Origin of the sequence: Aquaspirillum sp. LM1 (genome assembly GCF_002002905.1) — a bacterium.
Lineage (GTDB): Bacteria > Pseudomonadota > Gammaproteobacteria > Burkholderiales > Aquaspirillaceae > Rivihabitans.
The window spans coordinates 507,662-534,497 of record NZ_CP019509.1; the positions used below are offsets into that span (position 1 = coordinate 507,662).

The window sequence follows — 26,836 nt, forward strand, 5'->3', positions numbered from 1 at the left end:
CCATGGCGTGTTTCATTACCCTGGAAGGCATTGATGGCGCAGGTAAAACCTCGCATCTGCCCGCCCTGCGCAACAGCCTGCTGGCGCAGGGCATCGACCCACTGCTGACCCGCGAACCGGGCGGCACCCCGCTGGGCGAACAACTGCGCAGCCTGCTGCTCGACCCGGCCACCCACGCCACGCTGGACACCGAAACCCTGCTGATGTTTGCCGCCCGTTGCGAACATGTGCATACCGTGATCCGTCCGGCGCTGGCGCAAGGCCGCTGGGTGCTGTCCGACCGCTTTACCGACGCCACCTTTGCCTTTCAGGGGGGCGGGCGTGGGGTGGATCCGGCGCGGATTGCCGTGCTGGAACACTGGGTGCAGCAGGGCCTGCAACCTGACCTCACCCTGCTGTTTGACGCGCCAATCGACGTGGCCCACGCCCGCATGGCCGGCGAGCGCGAGCTGGACCGCTTTGAGCAGGAAGCCCAGGCGTTTCACCAGCGCGTGCGCGATGCCTATCTGGCCCGCGCCGCCGCCGACCCACAGCGGGTGGTGGTGATTCGCGCTGACCAGCCGCTGGAACAGGTGCGCGCCGACGCCCTGGCCGCGCTGGCGCAACTGCTGGCGCGAAAGGGCTGCGCATGAGCCTGCTGCCCTGGCAACTGGCCGACTGGCAGCGCTTTGCCGCGCAGTTTTCCCGCCTGCCGCATGCGCTGCTGCTCACCGGCCCGGCGGGTATTGGCAAGGGCGCATTTGCCCGCCATGTGGCACAGGCGCTGCTGTGCGAACACCCACAGCCCGACCAGCGCCCTTGCGGCCAGTGCGAGGCCTGCCACTGGTTTGCCCAGCAGGCGCACCCGGACTTCCGGGGGCTGCGCCCGGACAGCGAAGAAACCAGCGACGGCAAACCGGCCGCCCGCAAGCTGGAAGTCATCAAGATTGAAGCGGTGCGCGGGGTGATCGACTTTGCTTACCTCAGCTCGCACCGGGGCGGGCGGCGGGTGATTCTGATCGAACCCGCCGAGGCAATGAACCTGAACGCCGCCAATGCGCTGCTGAAAGTGCTGGAAGAGCCGCCCGGCGATGTGGTGTTCCTGCTGGTCAGCCATGCGCTGCAAAAACTGCTGCCCACCCTGCGCAGCCGCTGCCGGATTTTTCCGCTGACCGCGCCCGATCAGGCGCAGGCGCTGGCCTGGCTCAACAGCCACGGCGAAACCGACGCTGCCACCGAACTGGCCCACGCCGGTGGCGCGCCGTTTGCGCTGGACGACGCCGCGCTACGCCCCTTGCGGCGCAAGCTGCTGGCCGCGCTGAGCCAGCCGGGCATGACCGCCATTCTGGATGCCGCCGGCGCGCTGGACAGCGCCAAACTGCCGCTGGCCGTGCCGGTGGGCTGGGTGCAACGCTGGCTGCACGATCTGGCTGGATTGAGGCTGGCGGGCTTGATCCGTTATTATCCGGATGAACGGGCCGCGCTGAATGCGCTGGCCCCCCGGCTGGACCCGCGCCGCCTGCATGGTTTTAACGAGACGCTGATGCAGCTGTCGCGCTTTGGCCACCACACCCTGAATGTGCGCATGCAGATGGAACAGCTCTTGCTGGAATACCAGGCGCTGTTTGCCGCCGCCTGACCGACTGAACACGCTGACACGAGTCCCGACATGCTGGTTGATTCCCACTGCCACCTGAATTTCCCCGACCTGATCCAGCGCATTGACGCCATCCGCGACAATATGGCCGCCCAGGCGGTCAGCCATGCGCTGGTGATTTCGGTCAACCGCCCCGACTACCCGGCGGTGCGCGAGCTGGCCGAGCGCTTCGACAATTTTTACGCCACCGTTGGCGTGCATCCGGATGTGGAAAACAGCCCGGAATTCAGCGAAGACGACCTGGTGGCCGAGGCGCAGCACCCCAAAGTGGTGGGCATTGGCGAAACCGGGCTGGACTACCACTGGTGCAAGGGCGAGCTGGAATGGCAGCGCGAACGCTTTCGCGTGCATATCCGCGCCGCCCGGCGCAGCGGCCTGCCGCTGATTATCCACACCCGCGACGCCGCCGACGACACCCTGGCGGTGATGCGTGCAGCCGGGGCCGACGCCGCTGGCGGGGTGATGCACTGCTTTACCGAAAGCTGGGAAGTGGCATCGGCGGCGCTGGACCTGGGTTTTTACATTTCGTTTTCCGGGATTGTCACCTTCAAGAGCGCCAGCACCGTCAAGGACGTGGCGCGCAAGGTTCCGCTGGATCGCCTGCTGATCGAAACCGATTCGCCGTACCTGGCCCCGGTGCCGCATCGCGGCAAAACCAACGAACCGGCGTATGTGCGCCAGGTGGCCGCACATATTGCCGAGCTGCGCGGGCTGTCGCTGGAGGCGGTGGCCGAGGCCAGCACCGACAATTTCTTTACCCTGTTTGCCAAGGTACCCCGTGGACGTTGATGTCTTGATCCTGGGCTGCGGATCCAGCTCCGGCACCCCGGCCATCGGCTGCGCCTGCCCAACCTGCGTCTCCGCCGACCCGAAAAACCGGCGCACCCGCGCCAGCACACTGCTGCGCGCCAACGGGGTGAACTTCCTGATCGATACCGGCCCCGACCTGCGCCAGCAGGCGCTGCGCGAGGGCCTGCGCCAGGTGGATGCGGTGCTCTACACCCACCCGCACGCCGACCACCTGAACGGCATCGACGACCTGCGCGCCTTTTGCTACCTCAAGCGCGGGGCGATTCCGCTGTTTGGCAGCCGCTTCATGATGGACAATATCCGCGACCGCTTTGGCTACGCGCTGCACGCCGCCGGGCCGCAATGGGACAAACCGGTGCTGGAAACCCACGCCATTGATGGCCCGTTTGCCTATGCCGGGGTAACGGTCACGCCGATTCCGGTGTTGCATGGCCAATGGCCGATTCTGGGCTGGCGGATTGGCGAGGTGGCCTACCTGACCGACATCTCGTCGATTCCCGACGCCAGCTGGCCACTGCTGGCCGGCGTGCGCCTGTTGCTGCTCGACTGCCTGCGCATGACCCCCTACCCCTCCCACCTGAGCTTTGCCCAGGCGCTGGAACTGGCCGCCCGGCTGGCCGCGCCGCGTACCGTGCTGATCCACATGACCCACGAACTGGAATACCACACCTTGAGCGCGCAATGCCCGCCAGGGGTGGTGGTGGGCTACGATGGCATGCGCCTGCACGGTTGAAGCTGTCTTTCATCCAAAATGCATGGTATGATCGATGGAAAAAATTCCATCCGCCTATTACACAGCCATTTTGCCTTGCTTTGGTCGCTTGCGTGAGCGGTTCATCCGTTTGTGGTGGGTAAAATATTCTGTGTGACACACGATTTTTTTTGAAATGTTTTGCCTGTTTCACTGATATTTATAGCGTAGTTTTACTTAACTTCGCCTGACGCTTGGCCGATAATAATAGACTTAACGCACACCCCTAACTGCCTTGGCCGTGTCTTGTCCGACCGGTCGCACAGCGCGTTTTTGCCACTGACTGGAATCCTGCATGTTCAACAGCAAACTCAAACAAGAAATCGCCAACCTGCAACAGCAAGCGCAGGCCACCGCTGCCGCTGAGGCCGCCCTGTCACGCGCCATGGCGGTGATCCGCTTTGACCGGGACGGCAATGTTCTGTCGGCCAATGAGCATTTCTTGCGCTTGCTGGGGTATCGCAACGAGAACGATGTGCGTGGCAAAAAACACAGCCAGCTGTGTAGCCGGGAAGAGGCCAACAGCCCGGCCTACCAGCAGTTTTGGGACAGCCTGCGCCGGGGCGAGCCGTTTACCGGCCAGGTCCGGCGTCAAACCGCCGAGGGCAAGGAAATCTGGCTGGAAGCCACCTACGCGCCGGTGCGCGATGGTCAGGGGCAGGTGATTTCGTATATCAAGCTGGCATCGGACATTACCGCACAGGTTGAGGCCGAAGCACGCAACCGCGCCAAGCTGAACGCCATCAACCGCGCCATGGCGGTGATTGAATTTACCCCGGATGGCACGGTGATTGATGCCAATGACAACTTCCTGAAAGTGCTGGGCTATCGTCTGGATGAAGTCAAGGGCAAAACCCATCGCCTGTTCTGCGACCCGGCATTTTCCCAGTCAGCCGAATATCAAACCCACTGGCAAAATCTGGGGCGCGGTCAACTCTTTTCCGGGCAGATCAAGCGGCTGGCCAAGGACGGCTCGGTACGCTGGCTGGAGGCCAGCTACAACCCGGTATTTGCCACCGACGGCAAAACCGTGACTTCGGTGGTGAAATTTGCCTCGGACATTACCGAACGGGTGCTGTCGCAGAAAAAAGAAAGCGAAAGCGCCCGCTTTGCCTACGAAGTGGCGCAGGAAACCGAAGCGCTGTCCAGCACCGGGGCGGATAATATCCGCAGCAGCGGCGACGAAATCCAGCAAATGGCCGGCAGCATCGAGCAGGCCGGGCAGAATGTGCAGGCGCTGGGCCAGCGTTCCGAACAGATCACCTCAATTGTGCAGACCATCAAGGACATTGCCGACCAGACCAATCTGCTGGCACTGAACGCGGCCATTGAAGCCGCCCGCGCCGGCGAGCAAGGGCGCGGCTTTGCCGTGGTGGCCGACGAAGTGCGCAAGCTGGCCGAACGCACCACCACCTCCACCGCCGAAATCAGCAAGATGGTGTCGGAAATTCAGCAGCAAACCCAGGTGGCAGTGCAAAACATGTCGGCCATTCAGGAACAGGCGTCGCAAAGTGTGGTGCGCACCCGCGAAGCCGGGGAAACCATGGGCCAGATCATGGAAGGCGCGCGCTCGGTGGTGAAGGCCATCAGCCAGTATGCAGTAGGCCAGCATGGCTGACGCCCACCCGCTGCCCGCCGACGGCATCGCCATTGCCGGCCCCGCAGAACTGCCCGCCCTGGTTGAGCTGCTGACCCTGCTGTTTGCCCAGGAGGCCGACTTTACCCCCGACCCGGAACGCCAGCTGCGCGGCCTGCGCCAGCTCTTGGCACAACCCGACATCGGCCAGATTCTGGTCTGGCGTCAGGCCGGCGTGGTGTGCGGTATGGTGTCGCTGCTGTATACCATCAGCACCGCGCTGGGTGGGCGGGTGGCCTGGCTGGAAGACATGGTGCTGCACCCCCTGGCACGCGGCCAGGGCGTTGGCGGCCAGTTGCTCGACGCCGCGCTGGCCCACGCCCGCGCCCAGGATTGCTTGCGAGTGACCCTGCTGACCGACAGCGACAACCTGCCGGCCCAGCGCTTTTATGCCCGCCACGGCTTTGCTCCATCGGCCATGCAGCCATGGCGGCAGGTGTTTGCCGGCCCGGCATAACAAGCGCTCACCCCCTCCCTGATTCCGCGTTGTGCCGCCTTGCCGTACCTTGCCGGCGCGCCCTGGTTCAGCCGCTCAGCACCCTTTTGTCAGCGGCGCTCAGCCCAAATCGTGACCTGATTCCCGCCGCACCGCGCTGCATGCCCAGCCTGCTAGCCCAGGCGATGACCCCACCGTCTGTCCTCCCGGCGAAAAATGTGCCAGAATTCAGGCCATTGGATATCAGGCAGGTTGCATCATGTTAGACCGGGACGGTTACCGCCCCAATGTCGGAATTATTCTGTGCAATGCCCGTAACGAAGTATTCTGGGGCAAGCGGGTGCGCGAGCACTCCTGGCAGTTTCCGCAAGGGGGCATCAAGCCGGGCGAAAGCCCGGAAGCGGCCATGTACCGCGAACTCATGGAAGAGGTCGGCCTGTCGCCGCACCATGTCAAGATTCTGGGCCGCACCCGCGACTGGCTGCGCTACGAAGTGCCCACCCACTGGATTCGCCGCGAATGGCGCGGCAGCTACCGTGGGCAAAAGCAGATCTGGTTCTTGCTGCGCCTCACCGGGCGTGACAACGACGTCTGCCTGCGCGCCACCAGCCACCCCGAGTTTGACGCCTGGCGCTGGAACACCTATTGGGCACCAGTGGACGCGGTGATCGAATTCAAGCGCGACGTCTACCAGCGTGCGCTGGGCGAACTGGCCAAATTTCTCAAAGGCCTCGACCCGCGCGCCCTGCCGCCTGACCCGCCCGCAGCCAGCCAGCTGGATTGACCTCCGGCCAGCCTGCTCCATCCCGCCCGCCTTGCTGTGGCGGGATTTTCTTTTCTTACTTGATCCTGCCGCAGTGGCCCCGCTTGTCAGCGCCGGGCTGCTGCAGCGGTATGGCGTGAACCCATGAGCAAATCTTACGACGAATCTTCCGTGCGTGTCCTCAAAGGCCTGGAGCCAGTCAAAGAGCGGCCAGGCATGTACACCCGCACCACCGACCCCACCCACATCTGCCAGGAAGTCATCGACAACGCCGCCGACGAGGCGCTGGGCGGCTTTGCCCGCAAGATTGCCGTCACCCTGCATCTGGACGGCTCGCTGAGTGTGGAAGACGATGGCCGTGGCATTCCGGTGGGCCTGCACCCGGACGAAGGCGTGCCAGTGGTCGAACTGGTGTTCACCCGCCTGCACGCCGGCGGCAAGTTCAATAAAAAAGACGGCGGCGCGTATGCGTTTTCCGGCGGGCTGCATGGTGTGGGCGTGTCGGTGACCAATGCGCTGTCTACCCGGCTGGAAGTGGAAGTCAAACGCGAAGGCGCGGTCTGGCAGCTGGCGTTTTCTGGCGGCGACGTGATCGAAGCGCTGCAGCAGACTGGCGCGTGTCCGCCGCGCAGCAGCGGCACCCGCGTGCGCGTGTGGCCGGATGCGCGCTATTTTGAAAGCCCGCGCTACTCGCTGGCCGAGCTGGAGCGCCTGCTGCGCGCCAAGGCCGTGCTGCTGCCCGGCGTGGCGGTCACCCTCACCCTGGAAAAAGCTGATGGCCAGCACGAGGTGCGCAGCTGGCGCTACCCCGATGGCCTGAAAAGCTATCTGGTGGAGCTGTTTGGCGACGACGAGCCGGTGGCCCCGCCGTTTGCCGGCGAAAACTACATCGGTGCCGACCACGAGCAGTTTTCCCGTGGCGAAGGCGCGGCCTGGGCGCTGGCCTGGTTTGAGCACACCGGCGGCGGCGAAAGCTACGTCAACCTGATTCCCACCGCCAGCGGCGGCACCCACGAAGCCGGCCTGCGCACCGGCGTGTTTGAGGCGGTGAAAAGCTTTGTCGATCACCACAACCTGCTGCCGCGCGGCGTTAAACTGCAAGCCGAAGACGTGTGGGGCCGGGTGCGTTTTGTGCTGTCGGCGCGGGTGCTCGACCCGCAGTTTCAGGGCCAGACCAAAGAAAAGCTCAATAACCGCGACGCACTCAAGCTCGTCTCCAGCCTGGTGCGCGACCCACTGGAAATCTGGCTGAACGCCCATGTCGATGACGCACGCAAAATTGCCGAACTGGCCATCCGCCAGGCGCAAAGCCGGCTGAAGTCGGTGAAAAAAGTGGAAAAGAAAAAAGGCTCCGGCGTGGCCGTGCTACCCGGCAAGCTGACCGACTGCGAAAGCGAAGACATCCAGCGCAACGAGCTGTTTCTGGTGGAGGGCGATTCCGCCGGCGGTTCGGCCAAACTGGCCCGCGACAAGGAATACCAGGCTATCCTGCCGCTGCGTGGCAAGGTGCTCAACAGCTGGGAAACCGACCGTGACCAGCTGTTTTCCAACGCCGAGATCCACGACATTGCCGTGGCCATCGGCGTCGATCCGCACGGTGCCAGCGACAGCCCGGACCTGTCCGGCCTGCGCTACGGCAAGATTGCCATCCTGTCCGACGCCGACGTGGATGGCTCGCACATCCAGGTGTTGCTGCTCACGCTGTTTTACCGCCACTTCCCGGCGCTGATCCGCGCTGGGCATATTTACATCGCCAAACCGCCGCTGTACCGCATCGACGTGCCCGGCCAGGGCAAAACCCGCCCGCTGCGCAAGTTCTACGCACTGGATGATGCTGAACTCGACAGCATCCTCGACCGCCTGCGCAGCGAACAGGTGCGCGACGGCAGCTGGAGCATTGGCCGCTTCAAGGGCCTGGGCGAGATGAACCCGGAACAGTTGAAAGACACCACCATGCACCCCGACACCCGCCGGCTGAGCCGGGTGGTACTGCCCAGCCACGATGGCACCGATGCAACCTTCACCATGCTGATGGGCAAAGGCGAAGCCGCCAGCCGCCGGGCATGGATGGAAGAAAAAGGGAACTCGGTGGAAGCGGATGTGTGAGTGAGCCGGTGCGCGGCAAGCCCTGCCGTTCCCGTTCAGGGCGGGGAAGGATAGCGTGGACGGCGTAGCTGCCTTTTCGGCGGTCAGTGTGGCATCTGCTGCTGGCGGATACTCTCGATGGGGGTGACCGCTTCTGGCGAAGCAGGACGGCGACCACAGCACGTCACCCCATTGCTTCCAAAATTCGGCACACTCAATCCACTGGATTTTTGCCTTGTGGTGGAAACGCCAACCTACCCAGCAGGGCCACCAACCCGTCGGCCAGGCTGACGCGCCAGTGTTCATAGCCATGTGCTGCCGCGTATTCACGGTGGCCCACCGGGTAGCCCTTGGCGCGCAGCACATCGCGCAGGTGGCGGGTGGCATCGCGGATGCCGACCGCGCCCAGCCGACCGGTTTCAAACAGGCCGGCTTCCAGCTGAAAACGCAGTGGCAGGCGGGGGGATTCGGCCAGGCGACGGGTCAGCCATTCGGCTTGGGCCTCGCCTTGCACAAAATGGCCGGCGTGTTCCCAGCCGGGTGCCCACCAGAACGAGCCAGACTGGCTATACACATTGCCAAACCATTCCGGGTGCGTGAAGCCAGCCCAGACGGCGGCCAGCCCGCCGTAGCTGGCCCCGGCAATCACCGTGTGGGCCGCCGGGGCAAACACGCCGCGTGCCTTGGCCCAGGGCATCAGCTCTTTGGCCAGAAACCGGGCAAATGCCGGGTTGGGCGGCAGTTCGGCGCTGCGGCTGGCTTCGCTGGGATTGTGAATCAGGATGGCGGCCAGCGGTGGCAGGCGGCCAGCGGCCACCAGGTTGTCAAGCATGGTGGGGGTGGGCACCACCGTGCTATAGCTTTCACCATCAAACAGTACCACCAGCGCCTGGCCCTTGCCGCCAGGACGGTAGCCTGCCGAGCGGTACAACTGAATGCGGCGCTGATTGCCCAATGCCTGACTGGCCAATTGCAGGGTTTCCAGCGTGCCGGCAGCCACACCGGGGCGCGGTACGGTCCAGTGCGCGGATGGCGCGTCGGGGAGTTCCAGCAATGAATAGCCGTCGTAGCGGTCCAGTGGTTTGTCCGGCATGCTGCGCGGGTTCAGCGGGTCGCGCTGGGCGGTGGCCAGAATGGCGCGGCGGCGCGTGATCGGGTCGGCGTTCAGTTCCGGCACGTCAGGGGCCAGGCGGTAGGCCAGCCGGGTGCTGGCGGGCAGCCGGTAGCTGCGATACCACACGTCAGTACCAGGCAGAAGGTGCAGTTCGTCATGGTCGGCAGAAGGCCCGCCATGCAGGCGCACGCCATGCTGCGCGCCACGCCAGACAAAAGTCACCAGCCGTTCGTCGGCGGCCAGCGCCGGGGTGACGCCTGTGGTTTCCACCAGCGGTGTACCGGTCTGGGCCAGTTCGCGCCAGAAGGCCGTGCTATCGCCGGTGTTCAGCACGGCTTGCAGACGGGGGCTGTCGGGTCGTTCTGTCGGGCGGGTCTGTGCGCTCAGCGGTGTTTGCCGGGTGATGTCCAGCTGGTAAGCACCGGCCTGCGGGGCTCGCACGTCCAACTGGTAGGGGCCGGCGTCGCCAGCCACAAACATGAACGCCTCCTGTTCGCGCTGGCCTTTGCCCAGCACCCGCACCCGCTGGCCCTGGCCATCCAGCAATACCAGGCGCATGCCTGCACCGTTCAACTGGCCTTGCACATACTCGCCGGGTGCCAGGGTCAGCGGGTGGGTGCGGTGCTGGCCAGCGTCGAGTGTGCCACTGAATTGCACCAGTGGGGCGGGCTCAGTTGGGGCGGCGTGGGCGCTGCCCAGCCACGGGAGTGTCAGCCACAGGCAGCACGCGAGGCGCGCCAGCAGGGTCATGGTGATGCGTGTTGTCATGGTGTCATCCTTTCAGTAGCCATCCGCTGGTCAGTAGCCATCCGCTGGCCAATAGGCCGGCACACAAGCTGCCCAGCCCTAATTTGGGTGTCCAGCGGGGCCGGTAGGCGAGCACACACACCAGTGTCATGCCTGCCAGCGCCAGCGCCCCTGGCCACAGCGCCAGGCCAATCGGTCCGCCCCAGGTGTATCCACCCGGCCCACTGGCCCCGGCGAGCAAGAGCCAGCCCAGGCCGCGCAAGGCGCGTTGGCAATGGGGGAATAAGGGGGTGGGAACACACTGCCGCCAGTAGCGGGGCAGACCCAGGCACAGCGCGGTCATGGCGGCGTAGGCCAGTGTCAGGCTGGCAAGGGAGGTCAGGAGCAGCATCATGCGGCGGCCTTGTTCAGAAAAACCGGGGCGTGGCCTGCGTGCGGCGGGCGCAGCCGCCACGCCAGCCAGCTTAGCGCCAATGCCAGCAGGACGGCCACGGCGTCTACCCCCTGTGCTATTGGATCGGACTGCTGGCCAGTGGCGACATCCAGCAGCGGCAGCAGTCCGCACAAGGCGGCGGCCAGGCTCACTTGTTCAAACCAGGCGCGCAGCGGTGGGCGCAGCAGGGCATGGAGCAGGCTGAGCGCCCACACGGCAAAAAATCCGCCCACTTCGGCGCTGGCGCGGGCCTCCCAACTGGCCGGCAGCAGCCGGTTGCTCCACAGGTAGGCGGCGCTGGCCAGCACAATGCCGGCAATGGCCGCCACATTCAGCGCTTCAATCAGCGCATGAATTTGCGTGGTGGCCGCCCCAAATGCCTGGCCGCCGCGCTTGCGCCGTTTGATGGTGTACAGCACCAGCCCGCCGGCCAGCAGCGCGCTGGCCGCCAGCCCGGCCAGAAAGTACAGCGCCAGCGCCGGATAGCCGCCAAACTTGACGATATGCAGCCCCACCAGCGTGCGAAACAGGTAGGCCATCGGGTTCCAGTCGGTTTGCACCCCGCGCAGTGCGCCACTGGCGGCATCGTAGCTGACATGGTCGGCCACGGCTCCCAGCCGGTCGTGGATGTGCCGGCTAAAGCGCACCGTGGCAGCGGCATCGCCTGGGGCGCGCACGCTGATCTGGCTGAGCATGCCCACCCCAAAGCGGTGTTCGGCCTGTGCGGTGAGCCCGGCCAGCGCTGGCAGGCTGGCCGGCTGGCCCAGGGGTTTGCGCTCAAAGTTTTTCACCACCTCGGCACGCGCACCGGATTTGCCGTGATACAGGTGGGTGGTGGCGGCGGGCAGGTAGTCGTCCACCAGCATGATCACCCCGGAATAGCTGATCATCAGCAAAAACGGCAGGCTGAGTACGCCCAGCACCGTGTGCGCATCCAGCCAGGCGCGCTGCGAGGAGGCGCGTGGGCGGAAGGTGAAGAAATCCTGAAAAATCTTTTTGTGCAGCACAATGCCGCTGATCAAGCTGGCCAGCATCACCAGCCCAGCCACGCACACCAGCGCCCGCCCCACTTTGCCGGCGTCCAGTTCCGCATGAAAATGGGTGAAGAAATGTCCGCCTTCGGTGGCGCGCACGCGCAGTGGTGCGCCGGTGCGCGGGTCGAGGTATTCACGCTGTAGCGCGCGTGGGCTGCCCCAGCCAATGTGCAGCGCCGGGTTGCGAGCGTCCGGCAGGTCGATCTGCCAGCCAGGCGCACCGGCGGCCACCGCTTGCAGGCGCGCTTGCGCCAGCGTGCTGGCCTGGACGGCGGGCAGCACACGCGTGTTGGCCTGGTGCAGTTCCGGGCGCATCCAGTGCGACAGTTCTGGCTCAAATACCGCCAGCGTGCCGGTAAAAAAGATTGGAACCAGCAGCCAGCCCAGCAGCAACCCGCCCCAGGTGTGCAGCCAGGCCATCGATTGGGTAAAGGTTTTTTTCATTTGATTTCCCGCAGCAGCAGGCTGGACAGCACCCCGGCCAGCGCCAGCAGCAAGGGCACGCCCCAGGCTCGCGCGCTGGTTTTGGCGGCAAATGCCCACAGCAGGGCCGATAACAGCGCCAATGGGGTGAGCAGGTGGCAGAGAAACCACACACTGGCCCGCGCCATGGGCAGTAACGTTGCCAGGGTGAACGCCAGGCTCCAGGCGGCCAGATAGCCGCCTATGGCAGCGGCCAGCACACGGGAAAGCACAACAGGCCAGGTCAGGGGCATCGCAACATCACCAAATGGTTCAGACAGGCATGCCATGCCCCCAGGGCACCAGACAGGTCAGGTGTCGTTGGGGCATGGATGGGTTAAGGATGTGCCGGTTTGTTCAGAGGCTTAAAAATCAGCCGACAGCGACACAAAGTAGCGGCGGCCATCTTCATTGAAATCGGTAGACTGGCTGCGGTTGTCGTTTTGGTCAGTGAGGTTCAGCACCCCGGCGCGCACGCTGAAATGCTTGTCGATGCGGTAGCCCACCGACAGGTCCGCCACGCTGTAAGCCGCTTTGGTCAGCATGTTTTGCCCGTTGGCCGGCACATTGATGTATTGCAGGCCGGAATAACGCGCCGTGGTGTTGAAAGACCACTGGTCATTGGGCTGCCAGTCCACGCTGATATTGGCCGCGTGCTTGGGCCGGTAGGTCAGCGGCAGCTTGCTGCTGCCACTGGTGTTTTTCGCATCGGTATAGGTGTAGTTGGCGCTGAGCTGCCACTGGCGGTTCAGCGTGAGGCGCCCGCCTAGCTCCAGCCCCTTGCTGCGCACGCTGGCAATGTTCTGGTAAGCGAAGATCGGCCTGCCATCGGGCAGATAGCCCACAAAATTGCTGTAGCTGGGGGCCAGGGTCCGGTTGGCGGTGCGGCTGTCGATGCTGATCATGTCTTTCAGCTGATTATCAAACAAGGTCAGCCCGCCGCTGATGCCCGCGCCCTCGTAACGCACGCCGATTTCCTTGCTGGTGCTGGTTTCCGGCTTGAGTTTGGGGGTGCCAACAATATAGCAGCCTGCCGTGGCACTGCCGCACGACACCGACCCCCAGTTGGGGCTGCCCTGCAGCAGGGTGGGCGCGCGGAAGGCTTTGGCCCAGCCACCCTTGAAGCTGATTTCCGGCGTGGCGTGCCACACCAGATAGGCGCGCGGGCTGTGATGGCCGCCAAAGTTTTCGTGGTCGTCGTAGCGGTTGCCCACCGTCAGCTTGAGGGTGTCGCTGAGCTGGAACTCATCTTCCACAAAAAACGCCCGCTGTGACACTTCGGCATGGGAACTGGCGCGATAGCTGGCGGTACCAGGCCAGCCGGTGAGGTTGGTCGGGTCGCTCAGTTTGTCGCGGCGCAACTCGCCGCCCAGGGTGATCATCTGCCGGGCGCTGTCCCACGGCAGCATCAGCTTGCCGTCCAGGCTATGGCTGTCGGCCACGTTTGGATTGCTCTGGCCGGTAATCATGCCCACCCGGTTGCGGGTGCGATCCAGGTTCAGCGTCACATCCGAGGTGGCAAATCCGTAACGGCCATGGTGGCTCAGCGAGGTGGCCTGGCGTTCCAGCACAAAACCACTATGGTTGCGTCGGCTGTCGTCGTGGCTCAGCTTGATTTCATGCTGGGCATGGGGCGTCCAGGTGAACAGTGCGCCCAGTTGGCGGTTATCCAGCAATTGCAGGCCGGGCTGGGCGCTTGCCCCTGGCGTGGCCGGGGTGTTGATGGCACCATCCGGCTCGCGGTGATCGTGGCTGGCGGTCAGACGCACCCCCAGCACATCGGCAATCAGCGGGCCACTGGCGCTGACGCTGACCAGGCGAGAATCGCCGGCTTCACGGTTTTCCTGCAGCACCAGATCCGTCCGTGCCGATGCCCGCCAGGTTTTGCCCACTTTACGGGTAATCACATTGACCACACCACCAATGGCATCCGAGCCATACAGCGACGACATGGGCCCGCGCACCACTTCAATACGCTCGATTTCCGACACCGGCACCCAGCCAGTGTCGTAGTCGTTGCCCCGGAACATGGCGTTGGTGGAATTCACCCGCTTGCCGTCAATCAACATCAGCGTATACGCCTGGCCCAGGCCACGAATTTGTACCCCCGGCACCTGATTGCCACTGCGCGACAGGGTGACCCCCTCTACCGTGCCCAGCAGCTCGGCCAGTTCCTGCACCGGGCGTTTGGCGATGTCTTCGCGGGTAATCACCGACACACTGGCTGGCGCGTCGCGCAGGGATTGTTCCACCGACGAAGCGGTCACCACCACTGGCTTGAGCGTGGCTTCCTGCGGGTCGGCGTGGGCCAGCCCTGGCAGAGCCAGCAGCCCGCACACCAGCGTGGTCAGTGGGCGACGGGGAAAACAAACAGACGTTGACGGCATAGGGCTCTCCACAAGCACTGCAACAGCGGTTAAAATCAAATGCAAATGGTTATTATTAACTAGTCGTGGAGTATGCCAGCCATTCCGCGCGTCAACCTATGCCGGAGCAAGCAAAATGTATGAATCCGCACCTATTGTGGTCGCCCCCGGAACTTCTGGCCCATGGATTACCCGTGCCGAGCTGGAACAGTCGGCCCAATTGTTTGGGTCGGATTACCGCTTTGAAGGCGAAGCGCCGCAAGCGCACCAGGCCGTGCTGCAGGGGCAGTTCAACAGCGTATGCCTGCGTCCCGGCCTGATGCTGCACGCCGCCCAGGTGCGTGACCTGCATGATTTGCGCACGCGCAATATGCTGCATCACCCGGGCATCAAGATTGTGCTGGTGGTGGATGGCGCGACCGATGTGGCGTTTGATCAACGTCGTTTTCAGCTCGGCCCGCACAGCCCGGTGCGCGACGCACGCGACCAGGGCATGCTGATCAACCTGACTGAGCCAGCATGCTTTTGCCGCCACTGGCAGCAAGGCCGGCACGAACGCAAAATCAGCCTGACCCTGACCCCGGATTGGCTGGCGCAAGGCGGGCTGGCGCATGCGGCAGCGCTGGCGCGCTTTGCCAGCCAGCATCTGAACAGCCGGCCCTGGCGCATTGCCCCGCGCGCGCGTTTGCTGGCGCAACAGATTCTGGCCAGCAAAGCCAGCAGCCCGCCCGGCCTGCACCGGCTGCAGCTGGAAAGCCAGTGCCTGGAACTGGCAGCGCTGGCGCTAGGCGCGCTGGAGCACGACAGCACCCCCAACCGCGCAGGCACCCGCAGCGGCGACGTACGCCGTCTGGCCCGGCTGGAAGAACTGCTACATCAGGACAACCCCGTGCCGCTGTCCATGGCCGACATTGCCCGCGCCGTTGGCAGCAACCCCACCAGCCTGCAAGCACTGGCGCGCCGCGCCTGGGGCATGAGCGTATTCGAGCGCCTGCGTACCATCCGCCTGGAAAAAGCCCGCGCCCTGCTGCTGCGCGGCGGTGCCGTGGCGCAAGCGGCAGAACTGGCCGGCTACAGCGCCGCCAGCAATTTTGCCACCGCGTTTCGCCAGCACTATGGCGTCAGCCCAAGCCGGGTGCGCGGATAAGACAACGCCCCTGGGCACTGTGCTGGCCGCCAGGGGCGTGGTTTTTCTTTCAGTCAATTCAGCGGGCTAAAAGCCGCTAACACAACTCAGCGCAGCGGTCCTGGCTAGTCGTCAGTCACCCTGATATGAAGCGACCATTGGCACAGATACCCAGCATCAGCGCGCTCGCCTGCACACGGGTATTTCAACGGGACGGCGACTCGATCGCTTTCGGCTGAACTTCACCTTAACGTGTCGTTCCCGCGCAGGCGGGAATGACGCGGTGGGATACGGAGGGTGGTTCGCCGTGGCAAAGTAAGACTATGTTTTAAAAAAAATTAAACCGAGATACCCAGCATAAACGTGCTCGTATAAACCCTTGTGTTTCAACGTGACTAACGACTAGTAGCCAGTCACGTTGAAACACGATGGCTCACGTTCCACGACGAACCACTCGCCGCACTACACCGCGTCATTCCCGCGCAGGCGGGAATCCAGGCGTGTCCACAGCGTACAGCGGGGTGAGCGCTCATCAGCGCTACCTGCGCCATGCCCACCGCGCCCGCTGTGGCGCGGTCTGGGTTCCCGCCTTCGCGGGAACGACACCTGAGGTGAAACTCATGCCGAAAGCGGTCTAATCGCCTGTCAGTCGATTCAGATCATGGTGACTGGCTACTAGGTGTAGTACACAGCAGTAGTCACACCACAACGCCAGGAGAGCTTGCTGAGCAGCTCGAAAAGCAACACCCAGCACCATCGTCCATCTGGGGTGTCTAGCGTGGTTTAGCGCATGCATGGCCGTGATGCCAATCAGGCCAGAACGCTGTGCTGCACACGCTGGCAGCGGCCCCATTGCCGGAGCACATTCCCTTCCCCAGGGGTTTTCTGCCAGAATTCAGCCTTCATCCCACCCCAATCCACGGATTCGCCATGAGCTACACCGTCTTTGTCGATGGCCAGGAAGGCACTACCGGCCTGCAGATCAACGAATACCTTGCCCAGCGCAGCGATATCGAACTGCTCAGGATCGATGCCGACAAGCGCAAGGACCTGGCCGAGCGCAAGCGCCTGATCAACGAATCCGACGTGACCTTTTTGTGCCTGCCTGACGACGCGGCCAAAGAATCGGTCAGCCTGGTTGACAACCCCAATACCTGCATCATCGATGCCTCCACCGCGCACCGGGTCAACCCGGACTGGACCTTTGGTCTGCCGGAACTGGCGGCTGAGCAGCGCGCCAAAATCCGCGCCAGCAAGCGGATTGCCAACCCTGGCTGTCACGCCAGCGCCTTCATTCTGGCGCTGCGCCCACTGGTGGCGGCTGGCCTGCTGCCGGCCAGCACGCAGATTGCCGCCAATTCCATCACCGGCTATTCCGGCGGCGGCAAGTCGATGATTGCCCACTACCAGAGCCCGGAACGCATCGACGCCCCGCGCCCCTACGCGCTGGCGCTGGCGCACAAGCACCTGCCGGAAATGCAGGCGTACACCGGGCTGAACGTGGCCCCGATTTTTCAGCCCATCGTTGGCCCGTTTTACAAAGGCCTGGCACTGACCGCCTATCTGCATCCACAGCAGTTCAGCCGCAGCGCCAGCCCCGCCGACGTGCAGCAGATTCTTGCCGACTACTACGCGGGCGAGCCGTTTATCCACGTTCAGCCGCTGGACCTGGACGCCACCACCGAGGGCGGGTTTTACAATGTAGAAGCCAATAACGGCAGCAACCGGGTAGACATCGCCGTGTTTGGCAACGCCGAACGCATGCTGCTGATTGCCCGCCTGGATAACCTGGGCAAGGGCGCATCCGGTGCGGCAGTGCAGTCGATGAATGTGCATCTGGGGGTGGAAGAAAGCCTCGGCCTGGTGTAAGCCGCTGGTGTCACGCGCGGTGTCTCACGCGCCCTGACCTTACCGCCCGTTGGCGGATGGGTCAGGGCGCGTTTTTTATTGATGCTCAAATACCTGGATAACAGCACGCTATTCACCGCAGATTGTGCGGTGAATATGGACGCATTCGCCGCAGCGCGGGCATACTCGGGTGATGGACACAGACACCCCACTATATATCTGGCAAGCCGCCGACTGGCCGCATTGGCGCTACGACCTGAACGCCTTGGCCGCGCCGCTGGCCGAAGTCAGCCACGCGCAAGGCGTGCTGCTGGGCCGGCTGGCCGATGTGGGCATGGATTGGCGTGACAGCGCCAGCCTGGCGGCGCTGACCGACGAAGTGCTGCACACCAGCGCCATCGAAGGCGAGCTGCTTAACGTCATGTCGGTGCGCTCCTCGCTGGCGCGGCGGCTGGGCGTGGACATTGGCGCGCTGGCCCCCGCAGACCGACAGGTGGAAGGCGTGGTGGAGCTGGTGCTGAACGCCACCCGCGACAGCCAGGCGGCGCTGACGGCCGAGCGGCTGTTTGGCTGGCATGCGGCGCTCTTCCCCACCGGTTATTCTGGCCTGGCGCGCATCAACGTGGGCGGCTGGCGCGATGACGCCGACGGGCCGATGCAAGTGGTGTCCGGCGCGCTGACCCGCCCGCGCGTGCATTTTCAGGCACCGCCCGCCCAGAGGCTGCCCGCTGACATGCAACGCTTTCTTGACTGGATCAACGCCCCGGCCAAAGAGCCCGCGCTGATCCGCGCCGGGCTGGGCCATTTATGGTTTGTCACCCTGCATCCGTTTGACGACGGCAACGGCCGCCTGGCGCGCGCCATCGGCGAACTGCTGCTGGCCCGCGCCGACGGCAGCCCGCAGCGCTTTTACAGCCTGTCCGCGCAAATTCAGCGTGAACGCAGCCACTATTACCAGATACTGGAAGCCACGCAAAAAGACGGAATGGACGTCACCAACTGGCTGCTGTGGTTTCTTGCCGCCCTGCACCGCGCCATCCAACACGCACACACCACCCTCGACGCCGTGCTGGCCAAGGCGCGCTTTTGGCAACGCTTTGCCAGCACGCCATTCAACCCCCGGCAAATCAAACTGCTGAACCGCCTGCTGGATGGCTTTGACGGCAAACTCACCACCCGCCGCTGGGCATCAATGGCCAACTGCTCGCAAGACACCGCGCTGCGCGACATCAACCAGTTGGTGGCATGGGGCGTGTTGCAGCGCCTGGAAGGTGGGGGGCGGAGTGTGGGGTATGGGGTGAATGGGTAGAAGGCTGAGGAGCAAGGTGATTGAACGGCTGGCCGAGGACCTGTGCTTGGCTTTTCCTAATATGCGTACTTTTACCCATGCCTACCCGGGTAATTGTGCAAGGGGCGCTTGCACAATTACCCGGGTAGGTGTCTTGGCACAATCAAACCAGAGAGAGTCCATGGTTCTTGAGATCGTCCTCCATCTATCCCCATGTTTATTTTAAAAATTTACTTGCAGTGAAATATTAAAAGGATGCTGAAAATATACCCGCCGTAAAGATATAAATCTAAGTTGTTGAATTTTATGTGTTGTGCTGTTGTTAAGGATGCGCTGAACAAATCGTCATTCCCGCGAAGGCGGGAATCCAGTAGTTTGATCTTGCTGGGTTTTGCTTTTGGCAAACACGATTTTTCTGAATGAATCAGCGTATCTTTAAGTGCAGTTTTTGAATAAAAGTATATCCTTAATGGATTGGTGTGGCGCAAATTTAGTGAAAAATAAAAATTAAGTAGTAGACTTGTGCTAAATGGCAATGTTATCATAAGTACGATAAGCCTCATGGTTTGTTATGAGGGATTTGTCGATAAAATAATTGATTTATATAAATTTTGCCTCTGGTCTAGCCGTATAGGCACACTTAGAAAGTCAAATTCAACCAAAATGCAATAGCAGTTTTAAAAAAACTGTGCCTAAACACCAGGGCTTCCGCACTCGGAATGAATAGCCGACAAACGACATGAGCTAATGTTTGCACCGGCTGAGAACTTGTTGTTCACTATCAGGCTTTGCCCAAGCCCAACGTGAGCACCGCCGGAGTCAGCCTGATGCAAGCCCTTGAACATATTGATGATCCACGCAGCCCCAGTAACGGAACGCGTCATGATTTCCGTGAACTCCTGGTGGTGGCCATCTGCGCGATGTTGTCGGACAACGATACCTTCGAAGAAATGGTGGCGTGGGCACGTTACAAGCAGGACTGGCTGCGAGGTTTCCTCAAACTGGCGAATGGCATCCCCTCGGAAGACACCTTCATCCGTGTATTCCGGATGCTCGATCCAAAGCAGTTCGAGCATGCATTCCGTGGCTGGGCCGGCGACATTCTGCCGGTACTGAGTCACGAAACGCTGGCCATCGACGGCAAGACCTTACGTGGCTCTGGTAGCGGTGGCGAACGGGCCATCCACATGGTGAGTGCCTTTGCCACTCAGGCCGGACTGGTGCTCGGGCAGGAGAAAGTACACGGCAAAAGCAACGAGATCACGGCGATTCCCCTCCTGCTGGAAAGCCTGTACCTCAAGGGCTTGCTGGTCAGCATCGATGCCATGGGTTGCCAGCGCGACATTGCGGCACAAATTCACCGGCAGGAAGGGGATTACCTGCTGGCGGTCAAAGGTAACCAACCCGCGTTGCAAAAGGTGGTTGAGGCGGCGGTGACCGAACTGGGTGAAGCAGCCGTGCCGTGGCCGATGGTCGAGAACAGCCATGGCCGGAAAGTGGTGCAGACGGCGCGGGTGATTCCGGCTGTAGGGCATATCGACACGACGGCCTGGCCAGCGTGCAAGAGTATCGGCGTGATCGATTCATGGCGGCAGGTGGGCGACAAGCCAGCGCAATGGGAGCGGCGTTATTACATCAGTTCGCGCGATCTGGATGGTGAGGCACTGGGGCGTGCGGTACGCGCACACTGGGGCATCGAAAACCGGCTGCACTGGGTGCTGGATGTGGGATTTGGCGAGGATGCCAGTACGGTGCGCAAGGATTACGCACCGCAGAACCTGTCGTTATTGAAAAAGATAGTGCTGAATCTGGTGCGACCGGTCCCGATGGGGAAAAACGGCAAGATGAGCTTGCGCATGAAGCGCAAGGCCACAGCATGGTCGGACGAAGAACGAGCCCGGGTGCTTTGGCTCGAATTCATATGATGTCCGAGTGCGGAGGCCCTGGCCTAAACACTAGGCGATCAATCACCATAAAATAAATGGCTTTATAAGGAGTCAATATAATGGATGCATCTACAATAGTTTTTATTCATCAGCATCTAACAGAATTTTTTCTAGACAAAGAAGATCCAATAAGTCCTTCCGGCGTGAAAGATTTTTCAACTATTGAGTCTGCTGCTGCTCGACCATTTGCAACAGCAGGAGGACAAGATGCTTATCCGTCCGTGTTTTTAAAAGCAGCATCACTTTTCCATAGCATTGCATGCAATCATTCATTTCACAATGGAAATAAACGCGCAGCGCTACTATCCACTTTGTATTTTTTGAGTGAATTTGGGTATTGGTTGGATAAGTGTAATGATGATGAAATGTATGAATTTACCCGAATGATTGCTGCGCATGAAATTATAGAAAATCGCAGAAATGAAGTCGAAGTGATTGCAGAGTGGCTAGAAAGAAACTCTCGTAAACAACAGAAAGGTGAAAAGCCTCTTAAACTTGGAGCGTTGCGCGAAGCGTTGGCTAAGTTTGGCTATAGCTTAGTAGAGGCAGGCAATATGTTTAAAGTCCAAAAAGAAGGAGCTACACTTGAGACAATATTAAAAAAAGGTGTTAGTGGTGCGGAGGATTATGACCCAACTTATATTGCGGAACTTCGGAAACGATTAGAACTGACAACTGAGCAGGGAATTGATAGCGCCAGATTCTACGGGCAAAAAGGCATTTCTGATGAATTAAATCAATTCATGCAATTACGTTTGGATGTTATGCAAAGATTAGCAAAAACATAAAATATGGGGCGATTTGCCACGCTTTGAAGAATAGCCACGTAAATTTCTTGGTGATTGCCCTATGTATTTTTGAGTGTTAAAGCTTATTTCCCTACTCCCCCTCCTTTCGAACTACCCCACCCTCCCCCCTCTGCCTCCCTCCCGCTGTCCCTCTGGCCAATGGGCGCAGCCGCGCCAAGTTCTTATTCTGTCAGGCATTCACACAGGGAGGTTTGCCCTGTGCGGACCGCGTAAGCGGTAACCCTACGGAGGCACGCATGAGCCATTTTCTCGACAGACTGAATTTTCTGGGCAAGGTGAAATCCACCTTTTCCGATGGCCACGGTGCGGTGGTGAAGGAAGACCGCAAGTGGGAAGACGGATACCGCCAGCGCTGGCAGCACGACAAGATTGTCCGTTCCACCCACGGGGTGAACTGCACCGGCTCGTGCAGCTGGAAGGTGTACGTGAAGAGCGGGCTGATCACCTGGGAAACCCAGCAGACCGACTACCCGCGCACCCGGCCCGACCTGCCCAACCACGAGCCGCGTGGTTGTCCGCGTGGGGCGTCGTACAGCTGGTATGTGTATTCGGCGCAGCGGGTGAAGTACCCGATGGTGCGCGGGGTGCTGATGCAGCACTGGCGCGAGTTGCGTAAAAAGCTGGGGCCGATTGAGGCCTGGCAGCGCATCAGCCAGACGCCGGAAATCGCCACGCAGTACAAAACCCAGCGCGGTCAGGGTGGCTTTGTGCGTGCCAGCTGGGATGAGGTGAACGAGATCATCGCCGCCGCCAACGCTTACACCATCAAGAACTACGGCCCGGACCGGGTGATTGGCTTTTCGCCAATTCCGGCGATGTCGATGGTGTCTTACGCCGCTGGCAGCCGTTATCTGAGCCTGATTGGCGGCGTGCCGCTGTCGTTTTACGACTGGTACTGCGATTTGCCGCCGGCCAGCCCGCAGATCTGGGGCGAGCAGACCGACGTGGCGGAATCGGCTGACTGGTACAACTCCAATTACCTGATGGTGTGGGGCTCGAATATCCCGATGACCCGCACGCCGGACGCGCATTTCTACACCGAGGTGCGCTATAAGGGCACCAAGACGGTGGCGGTGTCGTCGGACTTTGGCGAGATGGCCAAGTTTGGCGATATCTGGCTGGCCCCCAAGCAGGGCACCGACGCTGCGCTGGCGATGGCGATGGGCCATGTGATTTTCAAGGAATTCCACCTGGATCGGCCCAGCGACTACTTTACCGGCTATATCCGTCAGTACACCGACATGCCGATGCTGGTGATGCTCAAGCAGGATGCCGCTGGCCGTTATCTCCCGGATTACTTCCTGCGTGCCTCGCACCTAGCCGGCAATGCCGATCAGGCGCACAACCCGGAATGGAAAACCCTGGTGCTGGACGAAACCAGCGGCAATTTGGCGGTGCCCAATGGCTCGGCGGGGTTTCGCTGGGATCAGAGCGGCAAGTGGAATCTGGAAGAAAAAGCCGGCATCAACAGCCAGCCGGTGAAGGCGCAGCTGTCGCTGATTGCCCAGAGCGATGAAGTGGTGGGCGTGGGCTTCCCGTATTTTGGCGCAGAGCATGACGAACTGATCACCCGCCGGGTGCCGGTCAGACACATCGTTCTGGCCGACGGCAGCACGGCGCGGGTGGCCACGGTGTTCGACCTGATGGCGGCCAACTACGGCATTGATCGCGGCCTGGGCGGCGGCAATGTGGCCAGCTCGTATCTGGACGATGTGCCCTACACCCCGGCCTGGCAGCACAAGCACACCGGGGTGAAGCCGGAAATGGTGATTCAGGTGGCGCGCGAGTTCGCCCAGAATGCCGACCAGACCCATGGCCGCTCGATGGTGATTGTCGGCGCGGCGCTGAACCACTGGTATCACATGGACATGACCTATCGCGGCATCATCAATATGTTGATGCTGTGCGGCTGTATCGGTCAGTCTGGCGGTGGCTGGTGCCATTATGTTGGCCAGGAAAAACTGCGCCCGCAAACCGGCTGGGCCCCGCTGGCATTTGCCGGCGACTGGAACCGCCCGGCGCGGCAGATGAACGGCACCAGCTTCTTCTACGCCCACACCAGCCAGTGGCGGCATGAAAAGCTGGGGGTGAATGAAATTCTCAGCCCGACCGCCGACGGCAAGATGGCCAATATGGCGCTGATTGATTACAACGCCAAGGCCGAACGCATGGGCTGGCTGCCGTCTGCGCCGCAGCTGACCACCAACCCGCTGGACGTGACCCGCCACGCCGCCGCCGCCGGGCAGGACCCGATTACCTACGCGGTTGAGCAGCTGAAATCCGGCCAGCTGGACATGGCCTGCAACGACCCGGACAACCCGAAAAACTTCCCGCGCAATCTGTTTGTCTGGCGCTCGAATATTCTGGGCAGCTCGGGGAAAGGCCATGAGTACTTTCTCAAGTATCTGCTGGGCACGCAAAATGCGGTGATGAACAGCGAAGAAGGCTGTGTCAAGCCCAGCGAAATCACTGTGCGCCCGGCGGCACAGGGCAAGCTGGATTTGCTGGTGGTGCTGGATTTCCGCATGTCCACTACCTGTTTGTACGGCGACATCGTGCTGCCCACCGCCACCTGGTACGAAAAAGACGACCTGAACACCTCGGACATGCACCCGTTCATCCATCCGCTGTCGGAAGCCGTACAGCCACTGTGGCAGGCCAAGAGCGACTGGGAAATCTACAAGGGCTTTGCCAAGGCGATTTCTGAAGTGGGCGGCGAGTATCTGGGCGTGCAGCAAGACCTAGTGCTTACCCCGTTGATGCACGACACCCCGGAAGAGCTGGGCCAGCCGTTCGACCCGCGCGACTGGAAAAAAGGCGAGTGCGAGCCCATCCCTGGCAAGACCATGCCGAAAATGACTGTGGTCGAGCGCGATTACCGCAAGATCCACGACAAGTTCACCTCGATTGGCCCCTTGCTGGAAAAAGTCGGCAACGGCGGCAAGGGCATTGGCTGGCAAACCGGCCACGAAGTGGACGTGCTGCGCGGCCTGAACAAAACCGTGGCCAGCGGCGTGGCGGCTGGTCAGCCCCGGCTGGATACGGCGATTGACGCCGCCGAGATGATTCTCACCCTGGCACCGGAAACCAACGGCCATGTGGCGGTGAAAGCCTGGGCGGCCTTGTCCAAGATCACTGGCCGCGACCACACCCATCTGGCGCTGCCGCGTGAGCACGACAGCATTCGCTTTCGCGATGTGCAGGCGCAGCCGCGCAAGATCATCAGCTCGCCCACCTGGTCGGGCCTGGAAAGCGAGGAAGTCAGCTACAACGCCGGCTACACCAATGTGCATGAGTACATTCCCTGGCGCACGCTGACTGGCCGCCAGCAGTTCTATCAGGATCACCTGTGGATGCGTGCCTTTGGCGAAGGGCTGTGTCTGTACAAGCCGCATGTGGACCTGAAAACCACCGCCGCCATCCTGGGCAAGAAGCCCAATGGCCACCATGAGATCGTGCTGAACTGGATCACCCCGCACCAGAAATGGGGCATCCACAGCACCTATTCCGACAATCTGCGCATGCTCACCCTCAGCCGAGGCGGCCCACATGTGTGGGTGTCGGAAATCGACGCCAAAAAAGCCGGCATTGTGGATAACGACTGGATTGAAGTGTTCAACGTCAACGGCACGCTGACCGCCCGCGCGGTGGTCAGCCAGCGCGTGCCGGAAGGCATGAGTCTGATGTACCACGCCCAGGAAAAGATCATCAACGTACCCGGCGCAGAAACCAGCGGCAAGCGCGGCGGCATCCACAATTCAGTCACCCGCACGGTGATCAAGCCCACCCACATGATTGGCGGCTACGTGCAGCTGGCCTGGGGCTTCAATTACTACGGCACGGTGGGCTCCAACCGCGATGAATTCGTGATTGTGCGCAAGATGAAAAACGTGGACTGGCTGGACCAGCCGCTTTCGGAACACGCCTGACCCAGGCCGGCAGGGTGGCGGCTCGCCGCCCGCCTCCGAGACTGACGCAATAAGGAGCAAGAAGATGAAAATCCGTGCCCAAATCGGTATGGTGCTCAACCTGGACAAGTGCATTGGCTGTCACACCTGTTCGGTCACCTGCAAGAACGTATGGACCAGCCGTGACGGCGTGGAATATGCCTGGTTCAACAATGTGGAAACCAAGCCTGGCATCGGCTACCCGAAAGAATGGGAAAACCAGAAAAAATGGAACGGCGGCTGGATTCGCCGCACCGACGGCAAGCTGGAGCCGCGCCAGGGCGGCAAGCTGCGCATTCTGGCCAATATTTTTGCCAACCCGAACCTGCCGGCGATTGACGAATATTACGAGCCGTTTACTTACGACTACGAACACCTGCAAAACGCCCCGCGCATGCAGACTCCGCCGACTGCCCGGCCCATTTCGGTGCTGACCGGCAAGAAGATGGACAAGATCGAATGGGGCCCGAACTGGGAAGACGACCTGGGCGGTGAATTTGCCCAGCGCGCCAAAGATGCGCTGTTTGAAGGCATCCAGAAAGAGATGTACTCGACCTTCGAGAACACCTTCATGATGTATCTGCCACGCCTGTGCGAGCACTGCCTGAACCCCACCTGCGTGGCCAGCTGCCCGTCTGGCTCGATCTACAAGCGCGAAGATGACGGCATTGTGCTGATTGATCAGGACAAATGCCGGGGCTGGCGCATGTGCATCTCCGGCTGCCCGTACAAGAAGATTTACTACAACTGGACCTCCGGCAAGGCCGAGAAGTGCATCTTCTGCTACCCGCGCATCGAAGCCGGCCAGCCGACCGTGTGCTCGGAAACCTGCGTGGGCCGCATCCGCTACCTGGGCGTGCTGCTGTACGACGCCGACAGGATCGAACACGCCGCCAGCGTGGCCAACCCGAAAGACCTGTACGAAGCCCAGCTGAAGGTGTTCCTTGATCCGAACGCGCCGGAGGTGATTGCCGAGGCGAAAAAACAGGGCATCCCCGACGCCTGGCTGACTGCGGCGCAAAAATCGCCGGTGTACAAAATGGCGATGGAATGGAAAGTGGCCTTCCCGCTGCACCCGGAATACCGCACCCTGCCGATGGTGTGGTACATCCCGCCGCTTTCCCCCATCCAGTCGGCGATGGAAAACGGCCTGATTGGCGAAAACGGCATCATCCCGTCGGTGAAAGACCTGCGCATTCCGATTCAATACTTGGCCAACCTGCTCACCGCCGGCAAGGAAGAACCGGTGGTGAAGGCGCTGGAAACCATGATCGCCATGCGCCGCTACATGCGCAAGAAGAGCGTGGACAAGGTGGTGGACCCCAACACCCTCAAGGGCACGCACCTGAACCCGGCGCAAGTGGAAGAAATGTACCAGGTGATGGCCATCGCCAATTACGAAGACCGCTTTGTCATCCCCTCCAGCCACAAGGAGATGGTGGAAAACGCCTTCGAGGACAAAGCCAGCTGCGGCTTTACCTTTGGTAACGGCTGCTCGGATGGTCACTCCAACGAAAGCCTGTTTGGCAAGAAGAAAGCCACGCCGATTGTGTTCCACGAGATGCGCCGTGACCGTGCGCGTCAGGCGGGAGAATAAGC

At 61.6% G+C, this 26,836-nt stretch carries 20 protein-coding genes; 15 read left to right on the top strand and 5 right to left on the bottom strand.

All coding sequences use genetic code 11. The features are described 5' to 3' along the window. Nucleotides 1-2 precede the first annotated feature (2 nt). The 8 genes from tmk to parE all read left to right on the top strand — a co-directional run bounded on the left by tmk (nt 3) and on the right by parE (nt 8,138). Nucleotides 3-632 (top strand): dTMP kinase, encoded by a 630-nt coding sequence (gene tmk / locus BXU06_RS02330; protein WP_077296445.1) that lies wholly within the window; start codon nt 3-5, stop codon nt 630-632. Further along, nucleotides 629-1,618, top strand: coding sequence for a DNA polymerase III subunit delta' (gene holB / locus BXU06_RS02335; RefSeq protein ID WP_077296447.1), 990 nt, complete (start codon nt 629-631; stop codon nt 1,616-1,618). Before tmk ends, holB begins: the two co-directional genes overlap by 4 nt. Before the next feature lie 30 nt (nt 1,619-1,648). Continuing rightward, on the top strand, nt 1,649-2,425 hold the full coding sequence (locus tag BXU06_RS02340; protein WP_077296449.1) for a TatD family hydrolase: 777 nt from the start codon (nt 1,649-1,651) through the stop codon (nt 2,423-2,425). Then, nucleotides 2,415-3,179: an MBL fold metallo-hydrolase gene (locus tag BXU06_RS02345; protein ID WP_253189507.1), complete on the top strand. Its 765-nt coding sequence runs from the start codon at nt 2,415-2,417 to the stop codon at nt 3,177-3,179. Before BXU06_RS02340 ends, BXU06_RS02345 begins: the two co-directional genes overlap by 11 nt. 313 nt (nt 3,180-3,492) lie before the next feature. Further along, the gene (locus BXU06_RS18450) at nt 3,493-4,815 is read left to right on the top strand and encodes a PAS domain-containing methyl-accepting chemotaxis protein (RefSeq protein ID WP_077296453.1); all 1,323 of its coding nucleotides are present in this window, start codon (nt 3,493-3,495) and stop codon (nt 4,813-4,815) included. Beyond that, nucleotides 4,808-5,290 (top strand): GNAT family N-acetyltransferase, encoded by a 483-nt coding sequence (locus BXU06_RS02355; protein ID WP_077296455.1) that lies wholly within the window; start codon nt 4,808-4,810, stop codon nt 5,288-5,290. Before BXU06_RS18450 ends, BXU06_RS02355 begins: the two co-directional genes overlap by 8 nt. A gap of 238 nt (nt 5,291-5,528) precedes the next feature. Then, the gene (locus BXU06_RS02360) at nt 5,529-6,053 is read left to right on the top strand and encodes an RNA pyrophosphohydrolase (protein WP_077296457.1); all 525 of its coding nucleotides are present in this window, start codon (nt 5,529-5,531) and stop codon (nt 6,051-6,053) included. A 123-nt stretch (nt 6,054-6,176) separates the two neighbouring features. Continuing rightward, complete coding sequence (gene parE / locus BXU06_RS02365) at nt 6,177-8,138, top strand: DNA topoisomerase IV subunit B (protein WP_077296459.1); 1,962 nt, start codon at nt 6,177-6,179, stop codon at nt 8,136-8,138. A gap of 193 nt (nt 8,139-8,331) precedes the next feature. Here parE and BXU06_RS02370 read toward each other — a convergent pair whose 3' ends face one another. The 5 genes from BXU06_RS02370 to BXU06_RS02390 all read right to left on the bottom strand — a co-directional run bounded on the left by BXU06_RS02370 (nt 8,332) and on the right by BXU06_RS02390 (nt 14,294). Further along, nucleotides 8,332-9,999, bottom strand: a complete 1,668-nt coding sequence (locus BXU06_RS02370) for an alpha/beta hydrolase-fold protein (protein ID WP_150125065.1) — start codon at nt 9,997-9,999, stop codon at nt 8,332-8,334. Between the two features lie 4 nt (nt 10,000-10,003). Then, nucleotides 10,004-10,372, bottom strand: a complete 369-nt coding sequence (locus tag BXU06_RS02375) for a DUF3325 domain-containing protein (protein WP_077296461.1) — start codon at nt 10,370-10,372, stop codon at nt 10,004-10,006. After that, nucleotides 10,369-11,889 carry a PepSY domain-containing protein gene (locus tag BXU06_RS02380; RefSeq protein WP_077296463.1) on the bottom strand — a complete coding sequence of 507 codons (1,521 nt, stop codon included), beginning with the start codon at nt 11,887-11,889 and terminating at the stop codon, nt 10,369-10,371. Before BXU06_RS02380 ends, BXU06_RS02375 begins: the two co-directional genes overlap by 4 nt. After that, a complete protein-coding gene (locus BXU06_RS02385) occupies nt 11,886-12,161 on the bottom strand; it encodes a hypothetical protein (RefSeq protein ID WP_077296465.1) in 276 nt (91 codons plus the stop codon). Before BXU06_RS02385 ends, BXU06_RS02380 begins: the two co-directional genes overlap by 4 nt. Nucleotides 12,162-12,272: 111 nt before the next feature. Further along, nucleotides 12,273-14,294 carry a TonB-dependent receptor domain-containing protein gene (locus tag BXU06_RS02390; protein WP_077296467.1) on the bottom strand — a complete coding sequence of 674 codons (2,022 nt, stop codon included), beginning with the start codon at nt 14,292-14,294 and terminating at the stop codon, nt 12,273-12,275. 115 nt (nt 14,295-14,409) lie between these two features. Here BXU06_RS02390 and BXU06_RS02395 point away from each other — a divergent pair, with 115 nt between their 5' ends. The 7 genes from BXU06_RS02395 (at nt 14,410) to narH (ending at nt 26,834) form a co-directional block, all read left to right on the top strand. Next, nucleotides 14,410-15,420 carry a helix-turn-helix transcriptional regulator gene (locus tag BXU06_RS02395; RefSeq protein ID WP_077296469.1) on the top strand — a complete coding sequence of 337 codons (1,011 nt, stop codon included), beginning with the start codon at nt 14,410-14,412 and terminating at the stop codon, nt 15,418-15,420. Between the two features lie 909 nt (nt 15,421-16,329). Continuing rightward, nucleotides 16,330-17,268 (top strand): N-acetyl-gamma-glutamyl-phosphate reductase, encoded by a 939-nt coding sequence (gene argC, locus BXU06_RS02400; protein WP_077296471.1) that lies wholly within the window; start codon nt 16,330-16,332, stop codon nt 17,266-17,268. A gap of 172 nt (nt 17,269-17,440) precedes the next feature. After that, complete coding sequence (locus tag BXU06_RS02405; protein WP_077296473.1) at nt 17,441-18,556, top strand: Fic family protein; 1,116 nt, start codon at nt 17,441-17,443, stop codon at nt 18,554-18,556. Nucleotides 18,557-19,362: 806 nt separating this feature from the next. Continuing rightward, on the top strand, nt 19,363-20,460 hold the full coding sequence (locus BXU06_RS02410) for an ISAs1 family transposase (RefSeq protein WP_077296475.1): 1,098 nt from the start codon (nt 19,363-19,365) through the stop codon (nt 20,458-20,460). 80 nt (nt 20,461-20,540) lie between these two features. Continuing rightward, on the top strand, nt 20,541-21,269 hold the full coding sequence (locus tag BXU06_RS02415) for a type II toxin-antitoxin system death-on-curing family toxin (RefSeq protein WP_077296477.1): 729 nt from the start codon (nt 20,541-20,543) through the stop codon (nt 21,267-21,269). Between the two features lie 257 nt (nt 21,270-21,526). After that, on the top strand, nt 21,527-25,219 hold the full coding sequence (locus BXU06_RS02420; RefSeq protein ID WP_077296479.1) for a nitrate reductase subunit alpha: 3,693 nt from the start codon (nt 21,527-21,529) through the stop codon (nt 25,217-25,219). Nucleotides 25,220-25,283: 64 nt separating this feature from the next. Continuing rightward, nucleotides 25,284-26,834 carry a nitrate reductase subunit beta gene (gene narH / locus BXU06_RS02425; RefSeq protein ID WP_077296481.1) on the top strand — a complete coding sequence of 517 codons (1,551 nt, stop codon included), beginning with the start codon at nt 25,284-25,286 and terminating at the stop codon, nt 26,832-26,834. The last annotated feature ends 2 nt before the right edge of the window (nt 26,835-26,836 follow it).

Bases quoted from the DNA above. Each gene is read 5' to 3' on its own strand.
- BXU06_RS02395 (WP_077296469.1), top strand. From the start codon at position 14,410: ATGTATGAATCCGCACCTATTGTGGTCGCCCCCGGAACTTCTGGCCCA.
- narH (WP_077296481.1), top strand. From the start codon at position 25,284: ATGAAAATCCGTGCCCAAATCGGTATGGTGCTCAACCTGGACAAGTGC.
- BXU06_RS02415 (WP_077296477.1), top strand. From the start codon at position 20,541: ATGGATGCATCTACAATAGTTTTTATTCATCAGCATCTAACAGAATTT.
- BXU06_RS02340 (WP_077296449.1), top strand. From the start codon at position 1,649: ATGCTGGTTGATTCCCACTGCCACCTGAATTTCCCCGACCTGATCCAG.
- BXU06_RS02420 (WP_077296479.1), top strand. From the start codon at position 21,527: ATGAGCCATTTTCTCGACAGACTGAATTTTCTGGGCAAGGTGAAATCC.
- argC (WP_077296471.1), top strand. From the start codon at position 16,330: ATGAGCTACACCGTCTTTGTCGATGGCCAGGAAGGCACTACCGGCCTG.
- BXU06_RS02385 (WP_077296465.1), bottom strand. From the start codon at position 12,161: ATGCCCCTGACCTGGCCTGTTGTGCTTTCCCGTGTGCTGGCCGCTGCC.
- BXU06_RS02405 (WP_077296473.1), top strand. From the start codon at position 17,441: ATGGACACAGACACCCCACTATATATCTGGCAAGCCGCCGACTGGCCG.
- BXU06_RS02375 (WP_077296461.1), bottom strand. From the start codon at position 10,372: ATGATGCTGCTCCTGACCTCCCTTGCCAGCCTGACACTGGCCTACGCC.
- BXU06_RS02370 (WP_150125065.1), bottom strand. From the start codon at position 9,999: ATGACAACACGCATCACCATGACCCTGCTGGCGCGCCTCGCGTGCTGC.
- BXU06_RS02410 (WP_077296475.1), top strand. From the start codon at position 19,363: ATGCAAGCCCTTGAACATATTGATGATCCACGCAGCCCCAGTAACGGA.
- BXU06_RS02380 (WP_077296463.1), bottom strand. From the start codon at position 11,889: ATGAAAAAAACCTTTACCCAATCGATGGCCTGGCTGCACACCTGGGGC.
- BXU06_RS02390 (WP_077296467.1), bottom strand. From the start codon at position 14,294: ATGCCGTCAACGTCTGTTTGTTTTCCCCGTCGCCCACTGACCACGCTG.
- BXU06_RS02360 (WP_077296457.1), top strand. From the start codon at position 5,529: ATGTTAGACCGGGACGGTTACCGCCCCAATGTCGGAATTATTCTGTGC.
- BXU06_RS02355 (WP_077296455.1), top strand. From the start codon at position 4,808: ATGGCTGACGCCCACCCGCTGCCCGCCGACGGCATCGCCATTGCCGGC.
- BXU06_RS18450 (WP_077296453.1), top strand. From the start codon at position 3,493: ATGTTCAACAGCAAACTCAAACAAGAAATCGCCAACCTGCAACAGCAA.
- tmk (WP_077296445.1), top strand. From the start codon at position 3: ATGGCGTGTTTCATTACCCTGGAAGGCATTGATGGCGCAGGTAAAACC.
- parE (WP_077296459.1), top strand. From the start codon at position 6,177: ATGAGCAAATCTTACGACGAATCTTCCGTGCGTGTCCTCAAAGGCCTG.
- holB (WP_077296447.1), top strand. From the start codon at position 629: ATGAGCCTGCTGCCCTGGCAACTGGCCGACTGGCAGCGCTTTGCCGCG.